A 19130-nucleotide genomic window follows, 5' to 3' on the forward strand; every position below is an offset into this window, starting at 1 on the left:
CAAAATCTGGTCCAACCCATTGTTCCCCTATTCAATACGGAAGCCATCACTTCCACCCTTCTCGCCACTCACAAAACGCCCCTTCGCCCCTTCAAGCTCTTTCTGAAGAGTTCGGAAAATCTTGCGGATATCATCATCCGTGAAATCATATGCCGACCTGTTAGAGAGGTTTCCGATCAGGCGAAGCTCCTTGATGGCTCTGTTCACACGACTCTCTGCAAGTTTCACAAACTTTGCTCTTTTATCTCGTTCTTTCATCCAAATTCTAAGCTCCGCTGACGGTATTTTGAATATGTATGCATCATGGTCGCCATTTTGCAACTTTTTATCATAACATTTCGGATATATTACGAGAAATATTCGTCCATATGTTTCTAACAAACACATCAACTATATGTTTTTAATGAAAATAAAACCGAAAAACTGAGGAAAAATCGATCAACGGCTTAAAAAGAAATTGCAAGAATTCGCACTTTGATTTTCCAGGGGGAACCGAAAATGTTCGCCTTAAGTCCATCTCATTTAGGGTTAAAAGGCGCTACAACCTAGAGGAATAATTGAGATTCTCTGGCAACTTTGAACTTTTTTTATTGGTGAAATTTGGGCGCGGGGCTGTGATGATAACGGCAACGTGGCTCGCGGCGGCAGAGCCTACCTAACCGTCTAGGGTTGGGCAGTTGAGCTTGACCTTGGCGAAGCATGCCAAAGAGAGGCCGAGCTAGAGGGGCGGAAAGTGAGGTTGGATCTGGGTCTGATGCATTGCGACTGTGCGATCTTCTTAGCTGAATCTAAATCTTTATCCTGTAGTTGACCCGGCGAATGAGACCTGGTAACGCTTGGATCAAAAGGAGAACAAAATGCTTGACCGGATGTTGGGTAGTGGAGCTTGGGTGCAGGCGAAGCGCGAAGGCTTGGGGCTGACACAGAAGGCTTTTGCAGAACTCCTGGGAATGCCGGAAGCAGGCGAGCGTACTGTACGCGGTTGGGAGCTTGGGGAACATTTTCCAACACCAGCAAAGCGGGCGCAAATCGAGAATTTACCTGATACCGCGCTGCTGCGCAGTCCTTACGCAAGTAATCCGAAACTTGCAGAATTTTCGTTCATCGATTTGTTCGCAGGTATTGGTGGGATCCGTTATCCCTTTCAAAAGCAAGGTGGACACTGCGCCTTCACATCCGAGTGGGACAAGTTTTCCAAGAAAACCTACGCCGCCAATTTTGGTGAAGTGCCCTATGGCGATATCACCAAAATCGCGGCCCATGATATTCCCAAGCATGATGTTCTGTTGGCGGGCTTTCCCTGTCAGGCGTTTTCACAGGCTGGGTTGAAGCAAGGCTTCAATGATACGCGGGGGACAATGTTCTTCGAGATCCAGCGGATCTTGGCGCATCATCGACCAAAGGCGTTTCTGCTCGAAAATGTGAAGCAGTTGAGAGGGCACGACCAAGGGCGGACGCTAAAAACCATTCTCGCAATCCTAGAAGGGCGCAAAGTTCCAGACATTCCGGGGTCTGTTCCAATGTCCGAGGAGGCTCGGGCATCACTTGGCGCCAAGTTAAATTATCGGGTTGGGTTCCGCGTTCTCAAGGCAGCAAATTTTGGTGTCCCGCAAAATCGGGAGCGTGTTTACATCATCGGGTTTGACAGGGATCAGGTCCGAGCCGCTGATGATGCTGATATCTGTTCAATGATCTTTGATCGCTTGAGCAAAAGAAAAGCCACGACACGCGTGGGCGATATTCTCGAAGACAACGCTCGGGTCGATCCAAAATATACGATCTCGGACAAGTTGTTGGCGGGGCATGTAAGGCGGCTTGCAGGCCACAAACAGAAGGGAAACGGGTTTGGCTTCAGCGTGTTTACGCCTGACAGCCCGTACACAAACACAATAAGTGCGCGCTACTATAAGGATGGTAGCGAAATCCTCATTGACCAGAGCGACATAGGTGAGAACCCGCGTAAACTCACCCCTCAGGAATGCGCGCGTCTTCAAGGCTTCCCGGACGAGTTTAACGTAGATGCAGTTTCCGATTGCCAAAATTACCGGCAGTTCGGAAATTCAGTCTCCGTACCAGTCATCGAGGCTATCGCGGCCGAGATGAAGCCCTACATTTCAAGCTAGATCGTGGCGGACATCGTTTCCCCTGAAAAACGCAGTGACATGATGTCGGGTATTCGGGGGAAGGATACCAAGCCGGAGATCATTGTGCGCCGACTGCTTCACCGGCTTGGTTACAGGTTCCGCCTTCATCGCAAAGACCTGCCAGGGCGTCCGGACGTCGTGCTGCCAAAGTGGCGCACTGTGATCTTCGTGAACGGCTGCTATTGGCATGGCCACGAAGACTGCCATCTTTTTCGCCCGCCCAAAACCCGAACAGAATTCTGGACCAACAAGATCGAAGGCAATCAGGCGCGCGACCGGCGCAACTACGCCGCGCTGGAGGATGCCGGGTGGAAGGTTCTGGTTATCTGGGAATGTGCGGTATCCAAAAAGCTGAGCCTGACCACAGAGCAGCTGGAAATTACGATTGCTGCCGCCCTAACGTCGTCAGGGAGCCATATTGATATCCGGGGTTAATCGCCGGTTGTTGAAACGCAGATACAACCTGTAAGCTATTGATGATTCTTGTTTTAAGGGCATTCAATGGCTGAGCCAGTTATTCCGACCGATTCCAAAGTAGCTTTATACACCGTTTGCTTGTTCCTTGCGCAGTCAGGCGAGCCCCACACCGAACTGGGGTACAAAACCCAAACCGCTGCATTTGACGAGATTGGGACAAAGTTCGGCGTGCCCAAGAACTCTGTGCGCAATGTGCGGGATATGTTTGACAGGTTTACTGATAGCGACAGGGTTGGTTGGGAGAACGCTGAACTGCCACTACGTTTCAAGACAATTCTTGATCAACACGCAGACACCGGACGAGAAGAACTGCGCGACATCTCTCTGGAGATCATGAGTTCGGAATGGGAAAAGCTCGGCAAGGAGGACGATCAGAAAATGAAAGACGGGGGCGAGCTTTCAGAAACTGCCAGATTCTCCCAGGAGGTCGCCGCAAACTTTTTGATACCTAAGTTTACCATCATAGCTGAGAGCTATGCTACAACATGGGGTTTCGTGAACGGAGCGGGCAGGACATTTAAGTTATCAAACGATGACTTGAAAAGAGCGTTGACCGAAATTCTCGCAGCATGGGGCGACTGGACCGCAGCGGATCTAAACAATAATAGTAAGAACCCCGATGACACGCTGACCAGTTTCGCAGGCAAGCACTTTTCATCAGGCGCGCATCAGGTTCTCGCAAATGACCAGCGCCGGGGCTTTCTTCACTTCATTTCAGCGATAGCGTTTACGGCGACACATGACATCCCGTTCGACGAAGCGGCGTCAAAGTTGCCTTTGAAAAAAGAAGATTACGAAGCTGCCCTCGGTCTGGTCTCTGAAATTCAGCGGAACAGCAAAATTGTCTCCCAAGGTACGTCAACATCTGACGTGATCAAAAAACAGCAACCCGCGCTTAAAGGTGGCGAAAACGTAATCTTTTACGGCGCGCCTGGGACAGGCAAGTCGAACCGTGTTGAGAAAAAAATCAACGAAGCAGGCAAGCGACCTTTTAGAACAGTCTTTCACCCTGATCTGCAGAACAGTGATTTTTTTGGATGCCTCAAACCGCAAATGGATGGCAAGAAAGTACGTTACGGGTTTTCGCCCGGGCCATTCATGAAGGCGCTTGCTGGGGCCTACCGAGAACCCGCAGAACCGGTCTTCCTTGTGATCGAGGAGCTGAACCGCGCTGCTGCAGCTGCTGTCTTTGGCGATCTGTTTCTCCTGCTTGACCGCGACGACGACGGGAAGGGCGAATACGATGTTAGCTTTCCTTCACCCGAAAGCGAACAGTGGTTTGAGGCTGAGACGGGAAGGGCTAATGAGGCACTTTTGCTACCATCCAACCTGTATATCTACGCTACGATGAACAGCGCGGATCAGGGCGTGTACCCCATAGACACCGCCTTCAGGAGGCGGTGGCGGCAGGAATACCTACCGCTCGACTATAAATCTGGCCCTGACGGGGACGTTGCTTATGTCGATTCCACGGGAAAACGCCACTCGCTTGCATGGCGCGAATTCGTCAAGTTGTTGAACGGGCACCTTACAAGCAGTCAGACACTGGATATAGCCGAAGACCGTCTGCTGGGGCAGTGGTTCGTCAAGAAGAAGGAGCTGGACGGAAAAGGTATTCCAGAGAAGGTCTTGCTCTACCTTTGGGACGATTTGCTGCGGCATGAAGGTCGCGATTTGATCTTTGATACAAGCAGCATCAAGACTTACGGGAACCTTACAACCGAGATCGCACGTGAAGGCCGGATCTTGTCTGATCGTTTCCTCGCAGCTCTCAATGCAGCCTCGGATGTCGATACCACGGAACCGGAAGAGACGGTCGAAGATGAGAGCTGACTTACCTGTCTTCTTGTCTGATCGCGATCCCTTAGCGGTTCTTGATCGACACGCCGACACGGTGCTATCTGCAATGCGCGAATGGGGTATCGGACGCATCGACGAAAGGGAGACGGTCCATTTCTGCGGCCTGATACATCATCCGGAAGAAGGCGCTGTGGTGTTTCTGCCAAGGGAATCAGGAACGGGTGATCCAGTTACTGATCTAGAGACTGCGTCCCTAACCATGCGGGCGCTTGCGAGGTTCGGCGTCGAGGCGTCCAAACGAGATTATGAGGATGACGGTGAGGCGGGCAACCCCGGGTCCTTGTCAGTTATCAGACGACTGGCAGATGACTTCCGGGATCATGGCCTTTTCGCGGAACGTACACGTCAACGGACTATAAACTCGGGAAAGCCCGACTGGATGAGGACCGTCAAACGCGAGGTTGCGATACCAGGGCATAAAGGCCAACCGATCTTTACCGACATCCGGAGCAGCCGCTCTACGAAGAGCTCGGACGCACTTCTTTCGCAGATACAGGCAGCAGTCATTCGTGAAATCTTTGTTGCACATTCATGGTGGCTGACCGGCACATTCAGTAGGCGCGAAGAGCTCTTGTCGTGTCAGCGACCACGGTTCCCACGAACAATTTGGGCGCGGAAATTGGAAGCTATGCTGCCGTCACTCTATTCAGCCAGGTCAATTTTCTTAGCTGAGTATTTACGCTATTATCTGCGCGAAACACGAGCATCTGCGAGTGGGTCTTTCGTGTTTGGCGTCGAGGACTTTCACCGTGTTTGGGAGACAATTCTACGCGAAACTATCGTCCGCGCGCCGTGCGATTCCATGCGGAACTGGAACAGCGAACTGCCCAAACCCTTTTATTTGCACCAAGGTTCTCTCACGCATGACCCACGCAGCAGGGGCATGCAAACGGACATCATACTGGAGAACGAGTCATCATTTACTATCGTTGACGCCAAGTACTACGCAGCCAAGAATGCGGGATCGGCTCCAGGGTGGCCTGACATCGCCAAGCAGATTTTTTATGAAAAAGCCCTTCGAGAGATAGTAGACAACGTCTCAGAATTGCCTGCCGTGATCCACAACATCTTTGCATTCCCTGGGAAAACAAATGATGGCCCCCTGACCAAAGCCGAAATCCGGCACACAGACGGCAAACCAGTGAGCTCTGCCTTTCCACCGATCGCATGTTCGTACGTTTCAGTACGCGATGCGCTAAACCACTATGTATTGCGTTCCCAAGGCATTGAACTAGCAAACAATGATCCAGTTGATGCTCTGCAAGGGTAAGAGTCCATTCGGAAGAAAGGATGCATGGTTGAGCAACGATCATCTCCTCTAACATCAGTTCAGATGGAAGAATCCCTTTTGTTTCAGTTAAGAGGGTCCAGACCGCGTGGCTGATTGGCATGCTCTATTCCTTCGGAAGGCTAAAATGCGTGTCCCATTTGAAGTCGTTGTGTTTGTCGACTTGCTTTGACCCGAAAAGTAAAAAGTCTCTCAGGACCTCGGCGTGAGGGTGGCCATATCTTCGGGTTGGATCAGAAGAGAACACACTGAATGTCGGTGAAACGAGCCGTGCGTTCCCGTTCTTCCAATTGTATCGAGATCCATGGTGTGGCACTTGGAACGTTGAGATGGCCTTTGTTCGTTTGTTCCCCAGAAATGTCGCCAGTCGAAGCCAATGTGTCTTCGTTGAAAAATTGCCGTCACCAGTATACAAGATTGGGGCTGGCGCGTCAGGAATAGAAGTGGCGTTCGCGCCCACGATCTTTCCGCTATCGAACGTCCAACGGCTGAGCGGCACGGGCCCCGTATAAATCGACAACGATAGATCGTTCTGCGATCCAGCGGGGAAACCGCGACTATACAGTCTCTTTAGCTGCTTGAGAGCCTTTTCTCGCGCCACATCATCATGGCCAAGAAGGATTGGACGCAGCTCATTCACAGTCTTCTTGAACGTTTCCGGCGATTTTGGTGCGGATTTGGGGTCATTGTAGGGAACGAATTCCCAAGCTCCACCCTTTACTAGGCGAGCGCCAGATTTGAAAACTTCAGTGAAATGACGGTTTTCTGACGTATCCGGTACTTGGAGTTTGTCCGGCAATCTGGTCGGCGCGGCCTTGATGCCTTCTCGACGATCGAGGTCAGGACCATCTGGGTCTAATGATGGAAACGGCTCGTCAGGGTCTGTTCGGTCTCCACCATCTGACGGAAGGACGAAGAAAATCCGCTCAAAACGATCAGAAGCCACACTGGCAATGTATCCTGTGGGGTCAGCATAAAACTCTAATTCTACGTCACCGTCCCGTAAACCTTGTTCAAATCCGATAAGAAGCCGTTGCCATAGGGGAGCCCAAGGCAGCATTATGGATTTGACATGCACCTTCTTAAGAAGCTCCAACAGACCACTGATGTGATCAAAGTGAAGGTGAGAAATCACGATCAGATCAAGGCTCTTGCCGTTCAACTTACTGGCAATATCTTGAATGCCTCGATTGACGAGAGTTTGTCCGGAAGAGCTCCCGCAGTCGTAGACCCACTGAAATTCCCATTCAGGAGCCTGTCCTGCAAATGTGATGCGCCGTTTGCCTTTGGGGGTGTGCAACATGGTAAGGCTTCCGTATGCAAACAGGCCTTGGCCAACAGGCTTGAACTCATGCTCCACATAGAGGTGCATCATGCGGCTTCCACAGCTTTGACGGACGTCTGCTCCATCGCTTTGTGGAACAAGGCTTCACGCAGGCAGGCGCTAACTGCCAGATTCAGAGCGAATCTTCGCAGCCTCACGATGGCGTCTGGCGCTTTGCTGATCTGTTCATACAATTCCAATAGACGGTCAGCATTCATGGCTTGGCAAACTCCTCAAACGTCGGGCCATCTTTAAGGCGGAATTCGACCTCATACGATTTGAAAGACACAGAAGGCACTACCTCAAGCGCATAATGCAGCTGTGGATCGCCTTCGGTGGCGACTACAAGACCCTCAACCATTTCATCGTCTTCAATCAGATGCTTCTGAACCCAACCTGTCTGACGTCAGCGCTTATGGGTCCAAATAGGTATATTTGATAAGAGAGAGTTGTTGGCTCATCGTAACCACTGAGGAGTGGGACATGAGACAGACAACTGGAACACGCAAAAGCCCTGGCGAGAAGATCGTCAAAGACATCAAGCGGGCCACGCGCAAGCATTATTCATCCGAAGAGAAGATCAGGATCGTCCTGGACGGTCTGCGTGGAGAAGACAGCATCGCCGAACTGTGCCGCCGTGAAGGCATATCACAGGGCATCTATTACAAATGGTCCAAGGACTTCATGGAGGCTGGCAAACGGCGGCTAGCTGGCGATACGGCACGTGCTGCAAACACAGATGAGGTTAAGGACCTGCGCCGCGAAGCCCGTGATCTGAAGGAAGTGGTGGCTGAACAGACGCTGGAACTGCGTCTTCTCAAAAAAAGCATGTTCGACGGTGGGGGCGACCCCGAATGAGATACCCTGCATCTGAGAAACTAGAGATCATCCGGTTGGTCGAAGAAAGCCACCTGTCAGCCCGCCTGACGCTCGCCAAGCTCGGTATCCCCCGCACCACATTCTACCGTTGGTATGATCGCTACCTCCAGCGTGGTGAGGCTGGGCTGCAGGACCAGTCTCCCAGGCCCAAGCACGTCTGGAACCGCATCCCTGACGACGTGCGTCGCAAGGTGGTCAAACTGGCGTTGAAGGAGACAGAGTTGTCACCGCGAGAACTGGCGGTGACGTTCACAGATACAGAAAGCTACTTTGTATCAGAGGCTTCAACGTATCGGATCTTGAAGGCGCACGATCTGATCACCAGTCCTGCCTTCATTGTGATCAAGGCCGCCAGTGAGTTCAAAGACAAAACGACGGCCATCAATCAGCTGTGGCAGACCGACTTCACCTATCTGAAGATCATCGGTTGGGGCTGGTTCTATCTCAGCACGATCCTGGACGACTACAGCCGTTACATCATCGCGTGGAAGCTTTGCACCAATATGCGGACCCGCGACGTCACTGACACGTTGGATCTGGCTTTAGCAGCGTCGGGATGTGACCAAGTTCATGTCGTCCACAAGCCGCGACTGCTCAGCGACAACGGCTCCAGCTACGTCTCGGGGGAACTGGCCGAATGGTTGCAGAATAAAGGTATGAAGCACTCGCGCGGTGCGCCGTATCATCCGCAAACCCAGGGCAAGATCGAGCGTTGGCATCAGACTTTGAAGAACCGCATCTTGCTGGAAAACTACTTCCTACCCGGTGATCTCGAAGCCCAGATTGAAGCCTTCGTCGATCACTACAATCATCGGCGCTTCCACGAGAGCCTGAGCAACGTCACACCGTCTGATGTCTACTTCGGACGGTACAAAGCCATTCTACAGCAACGAGAAAGGATCAAACATAAGACGCTCGAAACGCGACGCTTGCATCACAGACAACGCGCCGCATAATCAAACCAACCAGATGAGCCAAACTCTGTCTTAGCTTAAGCTGCCATTGGTTCCAAAAACCCTGACGACGGACACGGGGTCACCAAAAACACCTGAAAAATATGACTTATTTACAGGGCTTTGTGCAGGAGCTTGCAGAAACTTGCGCTGGGATGCAGGCTGATGTCGGCTGAAATCAACAAATTCCTGTACAAAAATTGTGGGCCCTTACGGGTATTGAGGCCTTTCGATGAGTTGGCGTGTCGCAAAGGAGTGCGCTGAACGCAAGTTCGGGAGTGCTCCACGCAAACAGATCATCATGTTCTTGGCTGACAAGGCGAGCGATGACGGTTCGGGAATCTGGTGTTCCAAGGGAACGATCCAGCGGCACACGGAGCTGGGAGAAACGACAGTCAAGCGGGCCGTGCGTGCGTTCCTGAAGGAAGGCATCCTTGTCGAGATCGGCGCGCGCACCTGCAAGAACGGTTTCACTGTCGTTTACCGGATCGATTTGGCCAAGGTCGAAGAGCTGGAACCGACTGCAGAACCCGAAATCGAGACGGGGTCCACAGTGGCCCCCGTCCAGTCTGGCCCCGGTACGGGGGCCACTGTGGCCGGGGTACCGGGGCCACCACGGCCCCCAAACCATCCTAAAACCATCCATAAACCACCTACGCGCAGGCGCGAGGCGGTGAAGGATGAAGAAGCTGAAAAGATTTTGGCGGCGTATCCACCCGACCGAGTGCGAGGCAACGCTCCGATTGGACTTGCGCCCACGACCTTGATCTTGAGCCGAGCGGTTTCAGAGACTTGCCTACAACCGAGCGCAGTGACCAAATAATTCGAAACAAAAAGGATCAATGGATGTCTGGCTCGGGCACAGGTCGACCAAATCCAGTGCGTAAAAAGTCGAAATCACAGCCTTTGTCAGCTTGCTCGATATGTTTGGTGAACATCCAGCCATAGCCACGTTGGTATCGTGGTTCAGGGGTTTGCCAAGCGGCGCGTCTACGGCTTAATTCGGCAACCGTAATGTCGACGTTCAAGGACCTGTTTGGCACATCCAGTGAAATGATATCGCCTGTTTCGATCAAGGCCAAAGGCCCGCCGATGAACGCTTCGGGCGCGACGTGCAGGATACACGCGCCATAGCTTGTGCCGCTCATCCTTGCATCAGACAGGCGCACCATATCGCGGTGCCCTTCGTTCAACAGCTTTTGTGGCATCGGGATCATGCCCCATTCAGGCATTCCGGGCCCACCCTGAGGACCGGCATTGCGCAGGATCAACACGTGATCAGCCGTGATATCGGCGTCTGGATCGTCGATGATCTGTTTTAATTCTGTGTAGGAATTTGCCACGATTGCAGGGCCGCGATGGGTTAGGAATTTCGGGTCCATTGCGGCCGGTTTGATAACAGCCCCGTCCGGTGCAAGATTGCCTTTGAGAACGGCCAACGACCCCTCGTGATAGACCGGATTGGACAGCGGGCGGATGACGTCCGGGTTGTAGTTCTGTGCGTCTTTCAAACCGGTCCCAAGGCTTTCGCCCGTGACTGTCATTGCCGTCAAATCCAGCTTGCCGCTCAGCTCTTTCATCAGCGCGGTTAGGCCGCCTGCGTAATAGAAATCTTCCATCAGGTAATCGGTGCCAGAGGGGCGAATGTTCGCGATCACCGGCGTTGTGCGGCCAATCGCGTCCAGATCATCAAGTTCCAGAGGAACTCCGGCACGACGCGCCATCGCGATCAGGTGGATGATTGCATTTGTTGAACAGCCCGTCGCCATCGCAACCGTCACAGCATTGCGCGTGCTGGCGGGCGTGATGATCTTGTCTGGTGTCAGGTCTTCCCAGACCATGTCTACAATGCGCCGCCCGCAGGCCGCGCTCATCCGTTGATGGTTAACGTCAGGGGCAGGGATGGACGAGGCGCCGGGCAAACACAGCCCCCACGCGTCGGCAATCGCCGTCATTGTGCTGGCGGTGCCCATGGTCATGCAGTGCCCATAAGATCGCGCGATGCCGCCTTCGACGCCTTGCCACTCTGATTTGGAAATATTGCCGGCGCGCCGTTCGTCCCAGTATTTCCAAGCATCCGCCCCAGAGCCAAGCGTTTTGCCCGCGTAATTCCCGCGCAACATGGGGCCTGCGGGCAGGTAGATGAACGGCAGGCCCATGGACGTGGCCCCCATGACCAACGCGGGCGTGGATTTGTCGCAGCCGCCCATCAGCACAGCGCCGTCGACAGGATTTGAGCGCAAAACCTCCTCGACTTCCATCGCGACCATGTTGCGGTACAGCATGGCCGACGGTTTCAGCAGTTGTTCACCCAACGAATGAACCGGGATTTCGACAGGCATGCCGCCTGCTTGCAAAATCCCCTTTTTGACGAATTCGACACGGTCGCGAAAATGCATGTGGCAGGGTTGCAAATCAGACCACGTGTTCAAGATTGCGATGATCGGTTTGCCTTCCCAATCTTCGGGTGACAGCCCCATTTGCATCGTGCGCGACCGGTGCCCAAACGAACGTAAATCATCAGGCGCATACCAGCGGGCGGATCGAAGATCTTGGTACTCTTTTGTCATCTTGAATGACCTCCGTGCATCCGCCTGTTACAACGCCACCGGTTGCCCTGTCGTCAGTGACTGAGCAGCAGCGTCAGCAATTTGTTGTGCCTTTAGACCATCCGTAATTGTCGGGGTCAAAGGGGTGCCTTTGGTCACAGCGTCGACAAAATGCGCCATCTCAGCCAGATAGGCCGCCTCGTACCGCTCAAGAAAAAAGTGCTGCGTGGGGGCGCGTTTGAAACCCGCCTCGGTCGCGATTTCGACAGTGTTTTCCAGAACGTTTTCAGCGCGCAACATGCCGGCTGATCCATGCACTTCGATGCGCTGATCATAGCCGTAAGAGGCGCGGCGTGAATTCGAGATTTGGCAGATCTTACCGCTCGCGGTGGTCAGCGTCACGGCCGCCGTGTCCACATCGCCTGCAGCGCCAATCGCAGGATCGACCAAGGCTGAGCCAACCGCGAAAACTTGAACCGGTTCTTCGCCCAACAAGAACCGCGCCATGTCGAAATCATGGATCATCATGTCGCGGAAAATACCCCCCGAGCTTTTGATGTAACTGATCGGCGGCGGGTTCGGATCGCGCGACAGGATCGTGACGATTTCAACATCACCAATTTCGCCAGCAGCAATTCGGGACTGCACCAGCGCAAAGTTTGGATCAAAGCGCCGGTTAAAGGCAGTCAAAAACGCCACGCCGTTGGCAGTGACCACGTCCAGACAATCCTGGATGCGCGCAGTAGACATATCCACAGGCTTTTCGCAAAAGATCGCCTTGCCAGCCTTGGCGGCGGTTTGGATCAACTCGAAATGCGTGTCGGTTGGTGTGCAGATGATCACCGCGTCGATATCCGTTGCTGCCAAAATCGCATCTGTGTCGCGGACTTGTGCGCCGGTTTGCTGCGCGAGCGCATTGGCTGCGTCGGCAAAAGCGTCAGACACCGCAACCAGCGACGTGTCCGGCATGCGCATCAACGAGCGGGCGTGTACTTGGCCAATGCGGCCACAGCCCAGAATTCCAATTCGCAACATGTTATGCCTCTTTTTGCCCGTGTCCCATGGCCGACAGAACGGTTCTAGCCGCTGCTACCATCGGATCGTGGGTGTCTTTCAAAATGGTGACCCGATCAAAACGCGATGGATCAGAATTCACAGCATCGCGCATCGCATTTCCAAACGCCATGCGCAGTTCCGTGCCGATGTTGTATTTGCAAACGTTCGATCCGGTTGCCAAGGCGGTGCGTTGCGCCACTGGCACGCCTGAGCCGCCATGGATCACCAAAGGCACGTTTGCTAGTGCTTCGATCGCGCGAATGCGGGCTTCGTCCAAACCGCCCTCTTTGTCTTGTTGCAAATGGACGTTCCCGACCGAGATCGCCATCGCATCGACGCCGGTTTGTGCCGCAAATTTCGCGGCCTCTTGTGGGTCAGTACCAGCCGAGCTTTCGCCCTGCGCATAGCCGACAAATCCGATCTCGCCTTCGCAGGAAATGCCCGCGGCATGCGCCATTTCCACAATTGCGGCGGTCTCGTCGATGTTCTGGGCCAGCGGCGCGCGCGAGCCGTCGTACATCAAAGAGGTAAAACCACTGTCGAGCGCCTCGCGACATTCTTGGGCGGTGTATCCGTGATCCAAATGCGCAACGACTGGAACGCTGGCAGCTTCGGCCAAATGGCGAAACATTTTGCCCAAGACGGGCAGGGGTGTGTGGGCGCGGCAAGACGGGCCAGCTTGCAAGATTACAGGACAGCCTTCGGCCTCGGCGGCGGCTACAAAGGCACGCATGTCTTCCCAACCTAACGTGACCAAGCCAGCAACTGCATAGTGTCCGCGCAAGGCCGGTTGCAGAACATCCGATAGCGTTGCGAGGCTCATTTAAACTTGGCCATCATGTCTTTGATCCCTGGGATCGTTTCGATTTGATACGCATGCGTGGGTTGGAAAAACTGGATCAAACTGCGCTGGCTAAGGCCACCCAGAATGGTGAAATAATACATCTCGTAGCCCGGCATCACCGCGCAAGGATGATAGCCTTTGTCGATCATCATCGTAGAGCCATCCATCAGTTGATAGGCGTCCCCGGGCTTGCCCTCTTCGCGTTGCAAGATTTGCACGCCCGATCCATGATTTGGGCGAAAGCGGAAATTATACGTCTCGTCGTGGCGGGTTTCGATGATGTTGCCATCCGCGTCTTTGCGGTCGGTGTCGTGTTTGTGCGCAGGAAAGCCTGACCAGCCGCCTTGGCCTACTGTGAACAGTTCGCTGACCAAAAGGCGGCCGACCTTGCCGTGCTGTTTCTGGCCTAGAATGTGTTTGATCTTGCGGTGCGTTTTGGTGTCGTCCGATCCGTATTGGACTTTGTCGATCCCGCCGACGCGCACGTCAAACGGGTCCAGAACCTTGTCGTATCTGGCACCCGCAACAAAGGTTTCGGTGTCGCATGTGGCGACGATTGTGACCTTGGCACCGACTGGCACGTAGACGCCTTCGGGCTCGCCGTCCCAGACATTTTCAGTACGGTTGCCGACCGCGTCGAAATTCACGCCCTCAATCGAAATATCGACGGTTCCGGTGGCAGGCACAATGCAGGTTTCATAGCCGGGCACTTGATATTCAAACGCCTCGCCTGCCTTGAGTTTCACGATGTTGAAGTAGTTCAGCGGAACCGTCGGATCATCCGCATCTACGATGGCTTTGTTTTGATTGTCGTGTGGTGCGATGTGCATGGGTGATCCTTAGGCGAAAGAGGTGGGGCCGGAATGATCGGCCAGAAACTGTGAAAGGTCTTGAGGCGTGGGCATTGCCGGGGCGCATCCGGGTTTGGCGACAACAATGGCCGCGCAGGCGGAACCGCGCAGGACGGCGGTTTCCAGGTCATTGCCTGCCGCGAGGGATGACAGCAAGCCCGCCATGAAACTGTCACCAGCGCCTGTTGGTTTTAGCGCTGTGACAGGGTAAATGCCGGTGCGAATTTCTGTGCCGCCGGCAATCGTGATCGCGCCGTGTTCGCCCATTTTGTAGACGACAATCGCGGCGGTTGATGCGGCCAGCGCGCGGGCTTTGGACAGCCCTTTTTCCTTGTCGCCGGCCATGAAACCGAATTCTTCGTCGTTGCCGACAATCACATCAGCCAGCGCGCCGGCCTTAGACAACACGTCTTCGGCGACTTGGGGCGAGGGCCAGCTGTAGGGGCGATAATCGACATCAAAAATGACCGGCAATCCAGCGGTGCGCGCCAATTCGAATGCCCGAAAAGATGCCGCGCGTGACGGTTCGGCGGCAAAGACAGTTCCGGCGGTCACCAGTGCCCCAAATTGGCTGTAATCGACGGCTTCTACGTCGGCGACCGTCATTTCAAAGTCAGCGGCACCATTGCGGTAAATGACCGATTGGTGGTCTGCAACGCGGCTTTCGTACAGGGCCAGCGAATTGCGTGCCTCGCCTGCGACGGCCGAAACATGGGATGTGTCCACGCCGTAGTGGTGCAGTTTGTTCACGCAAAACCGACCGACAGCATCGTCTGAAACGCTGGTCACCAGCGATGCTTTGCCACCTAGTTTTACGATCCCGGCTGCGATGTTTGCGGATGATCCGCCCATGTCAGCGGTAAAGGTCGTGGCATCTTGGGTCGCAACCCCGGGGGCGGGAAACAAATCCATGCCAACGCGGCCGACAACCACAAAGTTGTTCTGTTTGATGCCGGGCAATACGTTTTTCATGCGCGACCCTCGGCGTTGCCAGCTTTGGCCGCATCCAGCACTTCGGGATAGGGGTAGTTCAGGCCGATCAATTGGCGAATGTCCGGACTTGCGGCTGCAATGAAAGACGGCGCAAGCGTGGCGGGCATGTCTTCCATCGGCTTTACCCATTTGGGCAAATACTGGATCAGAATGGCGCTGCGATCATGTTCGGATGTGTTGGGCATCGCGCAGTGCCAAGTCACGCCGAAAAACAAAATTACGTCGCCGGGATTTCCTGTCATCTGTTCGCAGCGATCAAAGAAATTATCCTCGGGCATGGGATAGCGCAGGTGCTTTTGACTGCCGGGTACATAGGCGGTCGCCCCGCTTTGGCCGGTGAAAGGGTCTAGAATAACAGAGACTTGCGCATTCATCGGGAACGATCCGTTGAACCCGATGGGATGCGTGTCAGGTTTGTGAAAATCCCAGTAGGGATAGTCGACATGAGGTTCTTGGCCTGGGCCTCCGGGCAAGATCCGGTTGGCAGCAATCGACCCCATGATGAACTCGGTCCCAAGGAATTTGCGCAAGATTTTCATCAACACGGGATGCGCGGCCATTTGCGAAAACACCTCGCCTTTGGCCAGCAAGTTCCAGACACGGCGCTGCAAGTCGATCGAACCGGCGTCTTGCGCGGCTCCTTGGAAATGCGTCGCCTTGTCGGCCTCTTGTTCGGACTGTTCCATGACAATGGCGCGGGCTTGGGCGATCTGATCAGATGAAAACAGACCTGAGATTTTGACCGCGCCGTCCCCATTCAACAGCTCGTCGACAATCGCGTCAGGGGCTGCTGTTTCGGCTGTGAATCGCTTCATCAGACGCCCTTTCTTTGCTTGGATCGTTCGGCTTCGATCTCGGCATGTTTTGCCGCAACTTTGGGGTTGGTGGTCACATGCGGAGTGCCAACTTCCCACCACGTATGGCCTTGGTCCGTCCAGCCGTCATAGGCGTCGACCTGCATCACGATCACGCTGGTTATGTCAGCGGCTTTGGCCCGCTTGAATGCCTCGCCAAATTCGGCAGGATTAGACACGGTTTCAGCATTGGCACCCATCGATGCTGCGTGGGCTTGGAAATCAACGGCAAACGGTTTTGGTACCGTTGGGCTGTCTGCAATCAGGTTGTTAAAGCTCTCGTTGCCGGTGTTGTTTTGCAGCTTGTTAATGACGGCAAAACCGCCGTTATCAAGCAGACAGATGATCAGTTTTCGCTGGGTCAGGACGGACGAATAGATGTCGGAATTCATCATCAAATAAGACCCGTCGCCGGTAAAGATGATGGTGTCCTGATCTGGTTCGCGTTCATGCTGCGCGATCCGTGCGCCCCAGCCGCCAGAAATTTCGTACCCCATGCAAGAAAAGCCGAATTCGACGTCGACTGTGCCAATGTCTTTGGTCTGCCAGTGGGCGGTGACCTCGGCGGGCAAACCACCGGCGGCAGCGACGATCCGGTCGCGAGGATCGCACAGATCGTTCACGACGCGAATGATCTGTGAATACGAATTTGGCCCATTTTTTGGGGTCGTGATTTCGTTGGTGTATGCGACCCATTTGGCACGCTCTGCCTGCGCGAAATCGACCCAAATGCTGGGTGATTTGTGCGCGTCCAGTGCATCGCTTAGGGCCGTTATCCCCAACTTGGCATCTCCAACGACAGGCAGCGACATGTGTTTTTTCGCGTCATGACGACCAACGTTCAGGCCGATGATTTTGGCGTCCTTGGCAAAGGCCGTCCACGATCCGGTTGTGAAATCCTGAAGCCGTGTTCCGATGGCCAAAATGACATCCGCCTGCTCGGCGATGGCATTGGCACTGTCCGATCCGGTGACGCCAATTGGCCCGATATTCAGCGGGTGATCCTGCATCAGGTTCGCACGCCCCGCAATCGTTTCAACAACGGGAATGTTGTGCGTTACGGCAAAGTCAGTCAGCTCGGTCACGGCACGCGAATATTGCACACCGCCGCCTGCGATGATGATCGGGCGTTTCGCTGATCTAAGCAGCGCTACGGCCTCGGCAACTTCGGTCAGATCGGGACCTTGGCGACGAATGCGGTGCACACGTTTTTCGAAAAATTCAGCGGGGTAGTCGAACGTCCAGCCCTGAACATCCTGCGGCAACCCGATAAAGGCAGGGCCGCAATCGGTCGGGTCCAACATAGTCGCCAAGGCCGCCGGCAAGGATTGAATGATCTGCGCAGGATGCGTGATCCGGTCCCAATAGCGGCTGACAGCTTTGAAGGCGTCATTCACACCGAGGGCCGGATTGTTGAAATGTTCCAATTGCTGCAAAACCGGGTCAGGCAGGCGCGTAATAAAGGTGTCGCCACACAGCAAAAGCATCGGCAAGCGGTTGGCATGTGCAAGGGCGGCCGACGTCAAAAGGTTGGTTGTGCCGGGGCCAGCGCTGGCCGTGCAGAACATGAACCGCTGGCGCAACCATTGCTTGGCATACCCCGCCGCCGCAAAGCCCATGCTTTGTTCGTTTTGACCGCGATACAGCGGCAATTCATCTTTCGCATCATACAATGCCTCACCCAGACAGGTCACGTTGCCATGCCCGAAGATGCCAAAACCGCCACCACAGACGCGCATTTCCTGCCCATCCACCTCGATGAATTGGTTCGAAAGATATTTGATGATCGCCTGCGCGGTTGTCAGTCGAAGAGTGTTGTCTGCCATGTTCAGATTCTATCTCATTTTTCGCCTTTGTGGCGATTGATGCTTGCGCGTTTTCGAATCCGAAGATACTAGTTTTGCAACCGGTTGCAAACACAATTTCACAGAAAGCTCAGCACGATGACAGAAATCGGCATTGGTATCGTTGGTGGCGGATATATGGGCAAAGCCCATGCGGTGGCTATGTCCGCAGTTGGCGCGGTTTTTAACACCGCATTGCGTCCACGGCTTGAGATGATCTGTGCCAGCAGTCCGCAAAGTGCTGAAAGGTATCGCCAAGCCTTTGGATTTGCGCGCGCGACCAGCGATTGGAAATCCTTGGTGAATGATCCGAAGGTTGATGCCATCGTGATCGCCACCCCGCAGGAATTTCACCGTCAAATCGCCCAAGCTGCGTTTGCACTGAACAAGCCGGTGTTTTGCGAAAAACCGCTTGGCGCGTCTTTGGCCGACAGTCGCGCAATGGTCAAAGCCGCTGATGGTCAAATCAGCATGACGGGTTTTAACTACATCCGCACGCCAGCCAGCCAGTTCGCCCGCAAACTTATCGCTGATGGTGCGATTGGCGATGTCACGTGGTTTCGCGGAGAGCACACCGAAGATTTTCTGGCCGACCCGCAAAGCCCTGCCAATTGGCGCACAGATGGTGACGCCAACGGAACAATGGGCGATCTGGCCCCGCATATGATCAACGGCGCGCTGGCCTTGATTGGTCCGATTTCGTCGTTAATCGCAGAGGTCGAAACCGTCCACCCAACCCGCCCCGGCGGCACCGTCACAAACGACGATCATGGCCAAGTGATGTGCCGGTTTGAAAACGGCGCGATGGGCCAGATGTATTTCAGCCGCATCAGCCATGGCCGCAAAATGGGCTACGCCTACGAGGTCACAGGAACCAAAGGCGCGATCCGTTTCGATCAAGAAGACCAGAACGCGCTTTGGCTTTATTCAATGGATGAACCCGAAGAAACGCGCGGTTTTCGCAAGATCTTAACCGGGCCTGCGCATCCTGATTACGAACCCTTTTGTCAGGGGCCGGGTCACGGCACGGGCTACCAAGATCAGATCATCATCGAGGCGCGGGATTTCTTGCGCGCGATTGAAACCAAAACACCCGTCTGGCCAACCTTTCAGGATGGTCTGGATGTGAACCAAGTCGTCGCCGCTGCATTGGCGTCATCCCGTGCAAAAGCATGGATCGACGTCGACAGCGTTTAAGTTTTCGAAAGGCATCA

The 19130-nt window shown here is 54.2% G+C and carries 17 protein-coding genes; 7 read left to right on the forward strand and 10 right to left on the reverse strand.

Annotation, left to right across the window (positions count from 1 at the left end; translation table 11 throughout):
* Positions 1-27: 27 nt before the first annotated feature.
* Positions 28-258, reverse strand: coding sequence for a hypothetical protein (locus tag ACFIO0_RS18645; protein WP_390911900.1), 231 nt, complete (start codon positions 256-258; stop codon positions 28-30).
* Between the two features lie 599 nt (positions 259-857).
* Between ACFIO0_RS18645 and dcm the strand changes: the two genes are divergently transcribed.
* The 4 genes from dcm to ACFIO0_RS18665 all read left to right on the forward strand — a co-directional run bounded on the left by dcm (position 858) and on the right by ACFIO0_RS18665 (position 5751).
* Positions 858-2123 carry a DNA (cytosine-5-)-methyltransferase gene (gene dcm / locus ACFIO0_RS18650; RefSeq protein ID WP_390911901.1) on the forward strand — a complete coding sequence of 422 codons (1266 nt, stop codon included), beginning with the start codon at positions 858-860 and terminating at the stop codon, positions 2121-2123.
* 3 nt (positions 2124-2126) lie between these two features.
* Complete coding sequence (locus ACFIO0_RS18655) at positions 2127-2579, forward strand: DNA mismatch endonuclease Vsr (RefSeq protein ID WP_390911902.1); 453 nt, start codon at positions 2127-2129, stop codon at positions 2577-2579.
* Positions 2580-2645: 66 nt separating this feature from the next.
* Positions 2646-4454, forward strand: a complete 1809-nt coding sequence (locus tag ACFIO0_RS18660; protein WP_390911903.1) for an AAA family ATPase — start codon at positions 2646-2648, stop codon at positions 4452-4454.
* Positions 4455-4680: 226 nt separating this feature from the next.
* On the forward strand, positions 4681-5751 hold the full coding sequence (locus tag ACFIO0_RS18665; protein WP_390915367.1) for an LlaJI family restriction endonuclease: 1071 nt from the start codon (positions 4681-4683) through the stop codon (positions 5749-5751).
* 124 nt (positions 5752-5875) lie between these two features.
* On the opposite strand, the gene ACFIO0_RS18670 is transcribed toward ACFIO0_RS18665, so the two are convergent.
* Positions 5876-7144 carry an MBL fold metallo-hydrolase gene (locus ACFIO0_RS18670; protein WP_390911904.1) on the reverse strand — a complete coding sequence of 423 codons (1269 nt, stop codon included), beginning with the start codon at positions 7142-7144 and terminating at the stop codon, positions 5876-5878.
* Positions 7141-7311, reverse strand: coding sequence for a hypothetical protein (locus tag ACFIO0_RS18675; protein WP_390911905.1), 171 nt, complete (start codon positions 7309-7311; stop codon positions 7141-7143). The genes ACFIO0_RS18670 and ACFIO0_RS18675 overlap by 4 nt, the downstream gene beginning before the upstream one ends.
* A gap of 265 nt (positions 7312-7576) precedes the next feature.
* On the opposite strand from ACFIO0_RS18675, the gene ACFIO0_RS18680 reads away from it, so the two are divergent.
* Positions 7577-8928 (forward strand): IS3 family transposase gene (locus ACFIO0_RS18680; RefSeq protein ID WP_390910864.1). Its coding sequence is split into 2 segments (ribosomal slippage): positions 7577-7913 and positions 7913-8928, totalling 1353 coding nucleotides; the frame shifts between segments, so codons are not numbered across the junction.
* 229 nt (positions 8929-9157) lie between these two features.
* Positions 9158-9748, forward strand: a complete 591-nt coding sequence (locus ACFIO0_RS18685) for a hypothetical protein (protein WP_390911906.1) — start codon at positions 9158-9160, stop codon at positions 9746-9748.
* Between the two features lie 16 nt (positions 9749-9764).
* Here ACFIO0_RS18685 and araD read toward each other — a convergent pair whose 3' ends face one another.
* Genes araD through iolD form a run of 7 tightly spaced genes read right to left on the reverse strand, consistent with a single transcriptional unit; the run spans position 9765 to position 17898 of the window.
* Positions 9765-11495 (reverse strand): L-arabinonate dehydratase, encoded by a 1731-nt coding sequence (gene araD, locus ACFIO0_RS18690; protein ID WP_390911907.1) that lies wholly within the window; start codon positions 11493-11495, stop codon positions 9765-9767.
* A gap of 27 nt (positions 11496-11522) precedes the next feature.
* A complete protein-coding gene (iolG, locus tag ACFIO0_RS18695) occupies positions 11523-12509 on the reverse strand; it encodes an inositol 2-dehydrogenase (RefSeq protein ID WP_390911908.1) in 987 nt (328 codons plus the stop codon).
* A gap of 1 nt (position 12510) precedes the next feature.
* The gene (locus ACFIO0_RS18700) at positions 12511-13353 is read right to left on the reverse strand and encodes a class II fructose-bisphosphate aldolase (RefSeq protein WP_390911909.1); all 843 of its coding nucleotides are present in this window, start codon (positions 13351-13353) and stop codon (positions 12511-12513) included.
* Entirely contained in the window at positions 13350-14204 is an 855-nt protein-coding gene (locus ACFIO0_RS18705) for a 5-deoxy-glucuronate isomerase (protein ID WP_390911910.1), read from the reverse strand. The genes ACFIO0_RS18700 and ACFIO0_RS18705 overlap by 4 nt, the downstream gene beginning before the upstream one ends.
* Positions 14205-14213: 9 nt before the next feature.
* Positions 14214-15197 (reverse strand): 5-dehydro-2-deoxygluconokinase, encoded by a 984-nt coding sequence (gene iolC, locus ACFIO0_RS18710; RefSeq protein ID WP_390911911.1) that lies wholly within the window; start codon positions 15195-15197, stop codon positions 14214-14216.
* A complete protein-coding gene (locus ACFIO0_RS18715) occupies positions 15194-16033 on the reverse strand; it encodes a phytanoyl-CoA dioxygenase family protein (protein ID WP_390911912.1) in 840 nt (279 codons plus the stop codon). Before ACFIO0_RS18715 ends, iolC begins: the two co-directional genes overlap by 4 nt.
* On the reverse strand, positions 16033-17898 hold the full coding sequence (gene iolD, locus ACFIO0_RS18720) for a 3D-(3,5/4)-trihydroxycyclohexane-1,2-dione acylhydrolase (decyclizing) (protein WP_390911913.1): 1866 nt from the start codon (positions 17896-17898) through the stop codon (positions 16033-16035). The genes ACFIO0_RS18715 and iolD overlap by 1 nt, the downstream gene beginning before the upstream one ends.
* A 117-nt stretch (positions 17899-18015) precedes the next feature.
* On the opposite strand from iolD, the gene ACFIO0_RS18725 reads away from it, so the two are divergent.
* Complete coding sequence (locus ACFIO0_RS18725; RefSeq protein WP_390911914.1) at positions 18016-19113, forward strand: Gfo/Idh/MocA family oxidoreductase; 1098 nt, start codon at positions 18016-18018, stop codon at positions 19111-19113.
* The last annotated feature ends 17 nt before the right edge of the window (positions 19114-19130 follow it).

Origin of the sequence: Pseudosulfitobacter sp. SM2401, assembly GCF_042932805.1 — a bacterium.
Taxonomy (GTDB): Bacteria; Pseudomonadota; Alphaproteobacteria; order Rhodobacterales; family Rhodobacteraceae; genus Ascidiaceihabitans.

Excerpts from the sequence above, each read along its gene's own strand:
- ACFIO0_RS18725 (WP_390911914.1), top strand. The coding sequence starts at position 18,016 with ATGACAGAAATCGGCATTGGTATCGTTGGTGGCGGATATATGGGCAAA.
- ACFIO0_RS18705 (WP_390911910.1), bottom strand. The coding sequence starts at position 14,204 with ATGCACATCGCACCACACGACAATCAAAACAAAGCCATCGTAGATGCG.
- iolD (WP_390911913.1), bottom strand. The coding sequence starts at position 17,898 with ATGGCAGACAACACTCTTCGACTGACAACCGCGCAGGCGATCATCAAA.
- ACFIO0_RS18645 (WP_390911900.1), bottom strand. The coding sequence starts at position 258 with ATGAAAGAACGAGATAAAAGAGCAAAGTTTGTGAAACTTGCAGAGAGT.
- ACFIO0_RS18660 (WP_390911903.1), top strand. The coding sequence starts at position 2,646 with ATGGCTGAGCCAGTTATTCCGACCGATTCCAAAGTAGCTTTATACACC.
- ACFIO0_RS18670 (WP_390911904.1), bottom strand. The coding sequence starts at position 7,144 with ATGATGCACCTCTATGTGGAGCATGAGTTCAAGCCTGTTGGCCAAGGC.
- araD (WP_390911907.1), bottom strand. The coding sequence starts at position 11,495 with ATGACAAAAGAGTACCAAGATCTTCGATCCGCCCGCTGGTATGCGCCT.
- ACFIO0_RS18685 (WP_390911906.1), top strand. The coding sequence starts at position 9,158 with ATGAGTTGGCGTGTCGCAAAGGAGTGCGCTGAACGCAAGTTCGGGAGT.
- iolC (WP_390911911.1), bottom strand. The coding sequence starts at position 15,197 with ATGAAAAACGTATTGCCCGGCATCAAACAGAACAACTTTGTGGTTGTC.
- ACFIO0_RS18675 (WP_390911905.1), bottom strand. The coding sequence starts at position 7,311 with ATGAATGCTGACCGTCTATTGGAATTGTATGAACAGATCAGCAAAGCG.
- ACFIO0_RS18665 (WP_390915367.1), top strand. The coding sequence starts at position 4,681 with ATGCGGGCGCTTGCGAGGTTCGGCGTCGAGGCGTCCAAACGAGATTAT.
- iolG (WP_390911908.1), bottom strand. The coding sequence starts at position 12,509 with ATGTTGCGAATTGGAATTCTGGGCTGTGGCCGCATTGGCCAAGTACAC.
- dcm (WP_390911901.1), top strand. The coding sequence starts at position 858 with ATGCTTGACCGGATGTTGGGTAGTGGAGCTTGGGTGCAGGCGAAGCGC.
- ACFIO0_RS18715 (WP_390911912.1), bottom strand. The coding sequence starts at position 16,033 with ATGAAGCGATTCACAGCCGAAACAGCAGCCCCTGACGCGATTGTCGAC.
- ACFIO0_RS18700 (WP_390911909.1), bottom strand. The coding sequence starts at position 13,353 with ATGAGCCTCGCAACGCTATCGGATGTTCTGCAACCGGCCTTGCGCGGA.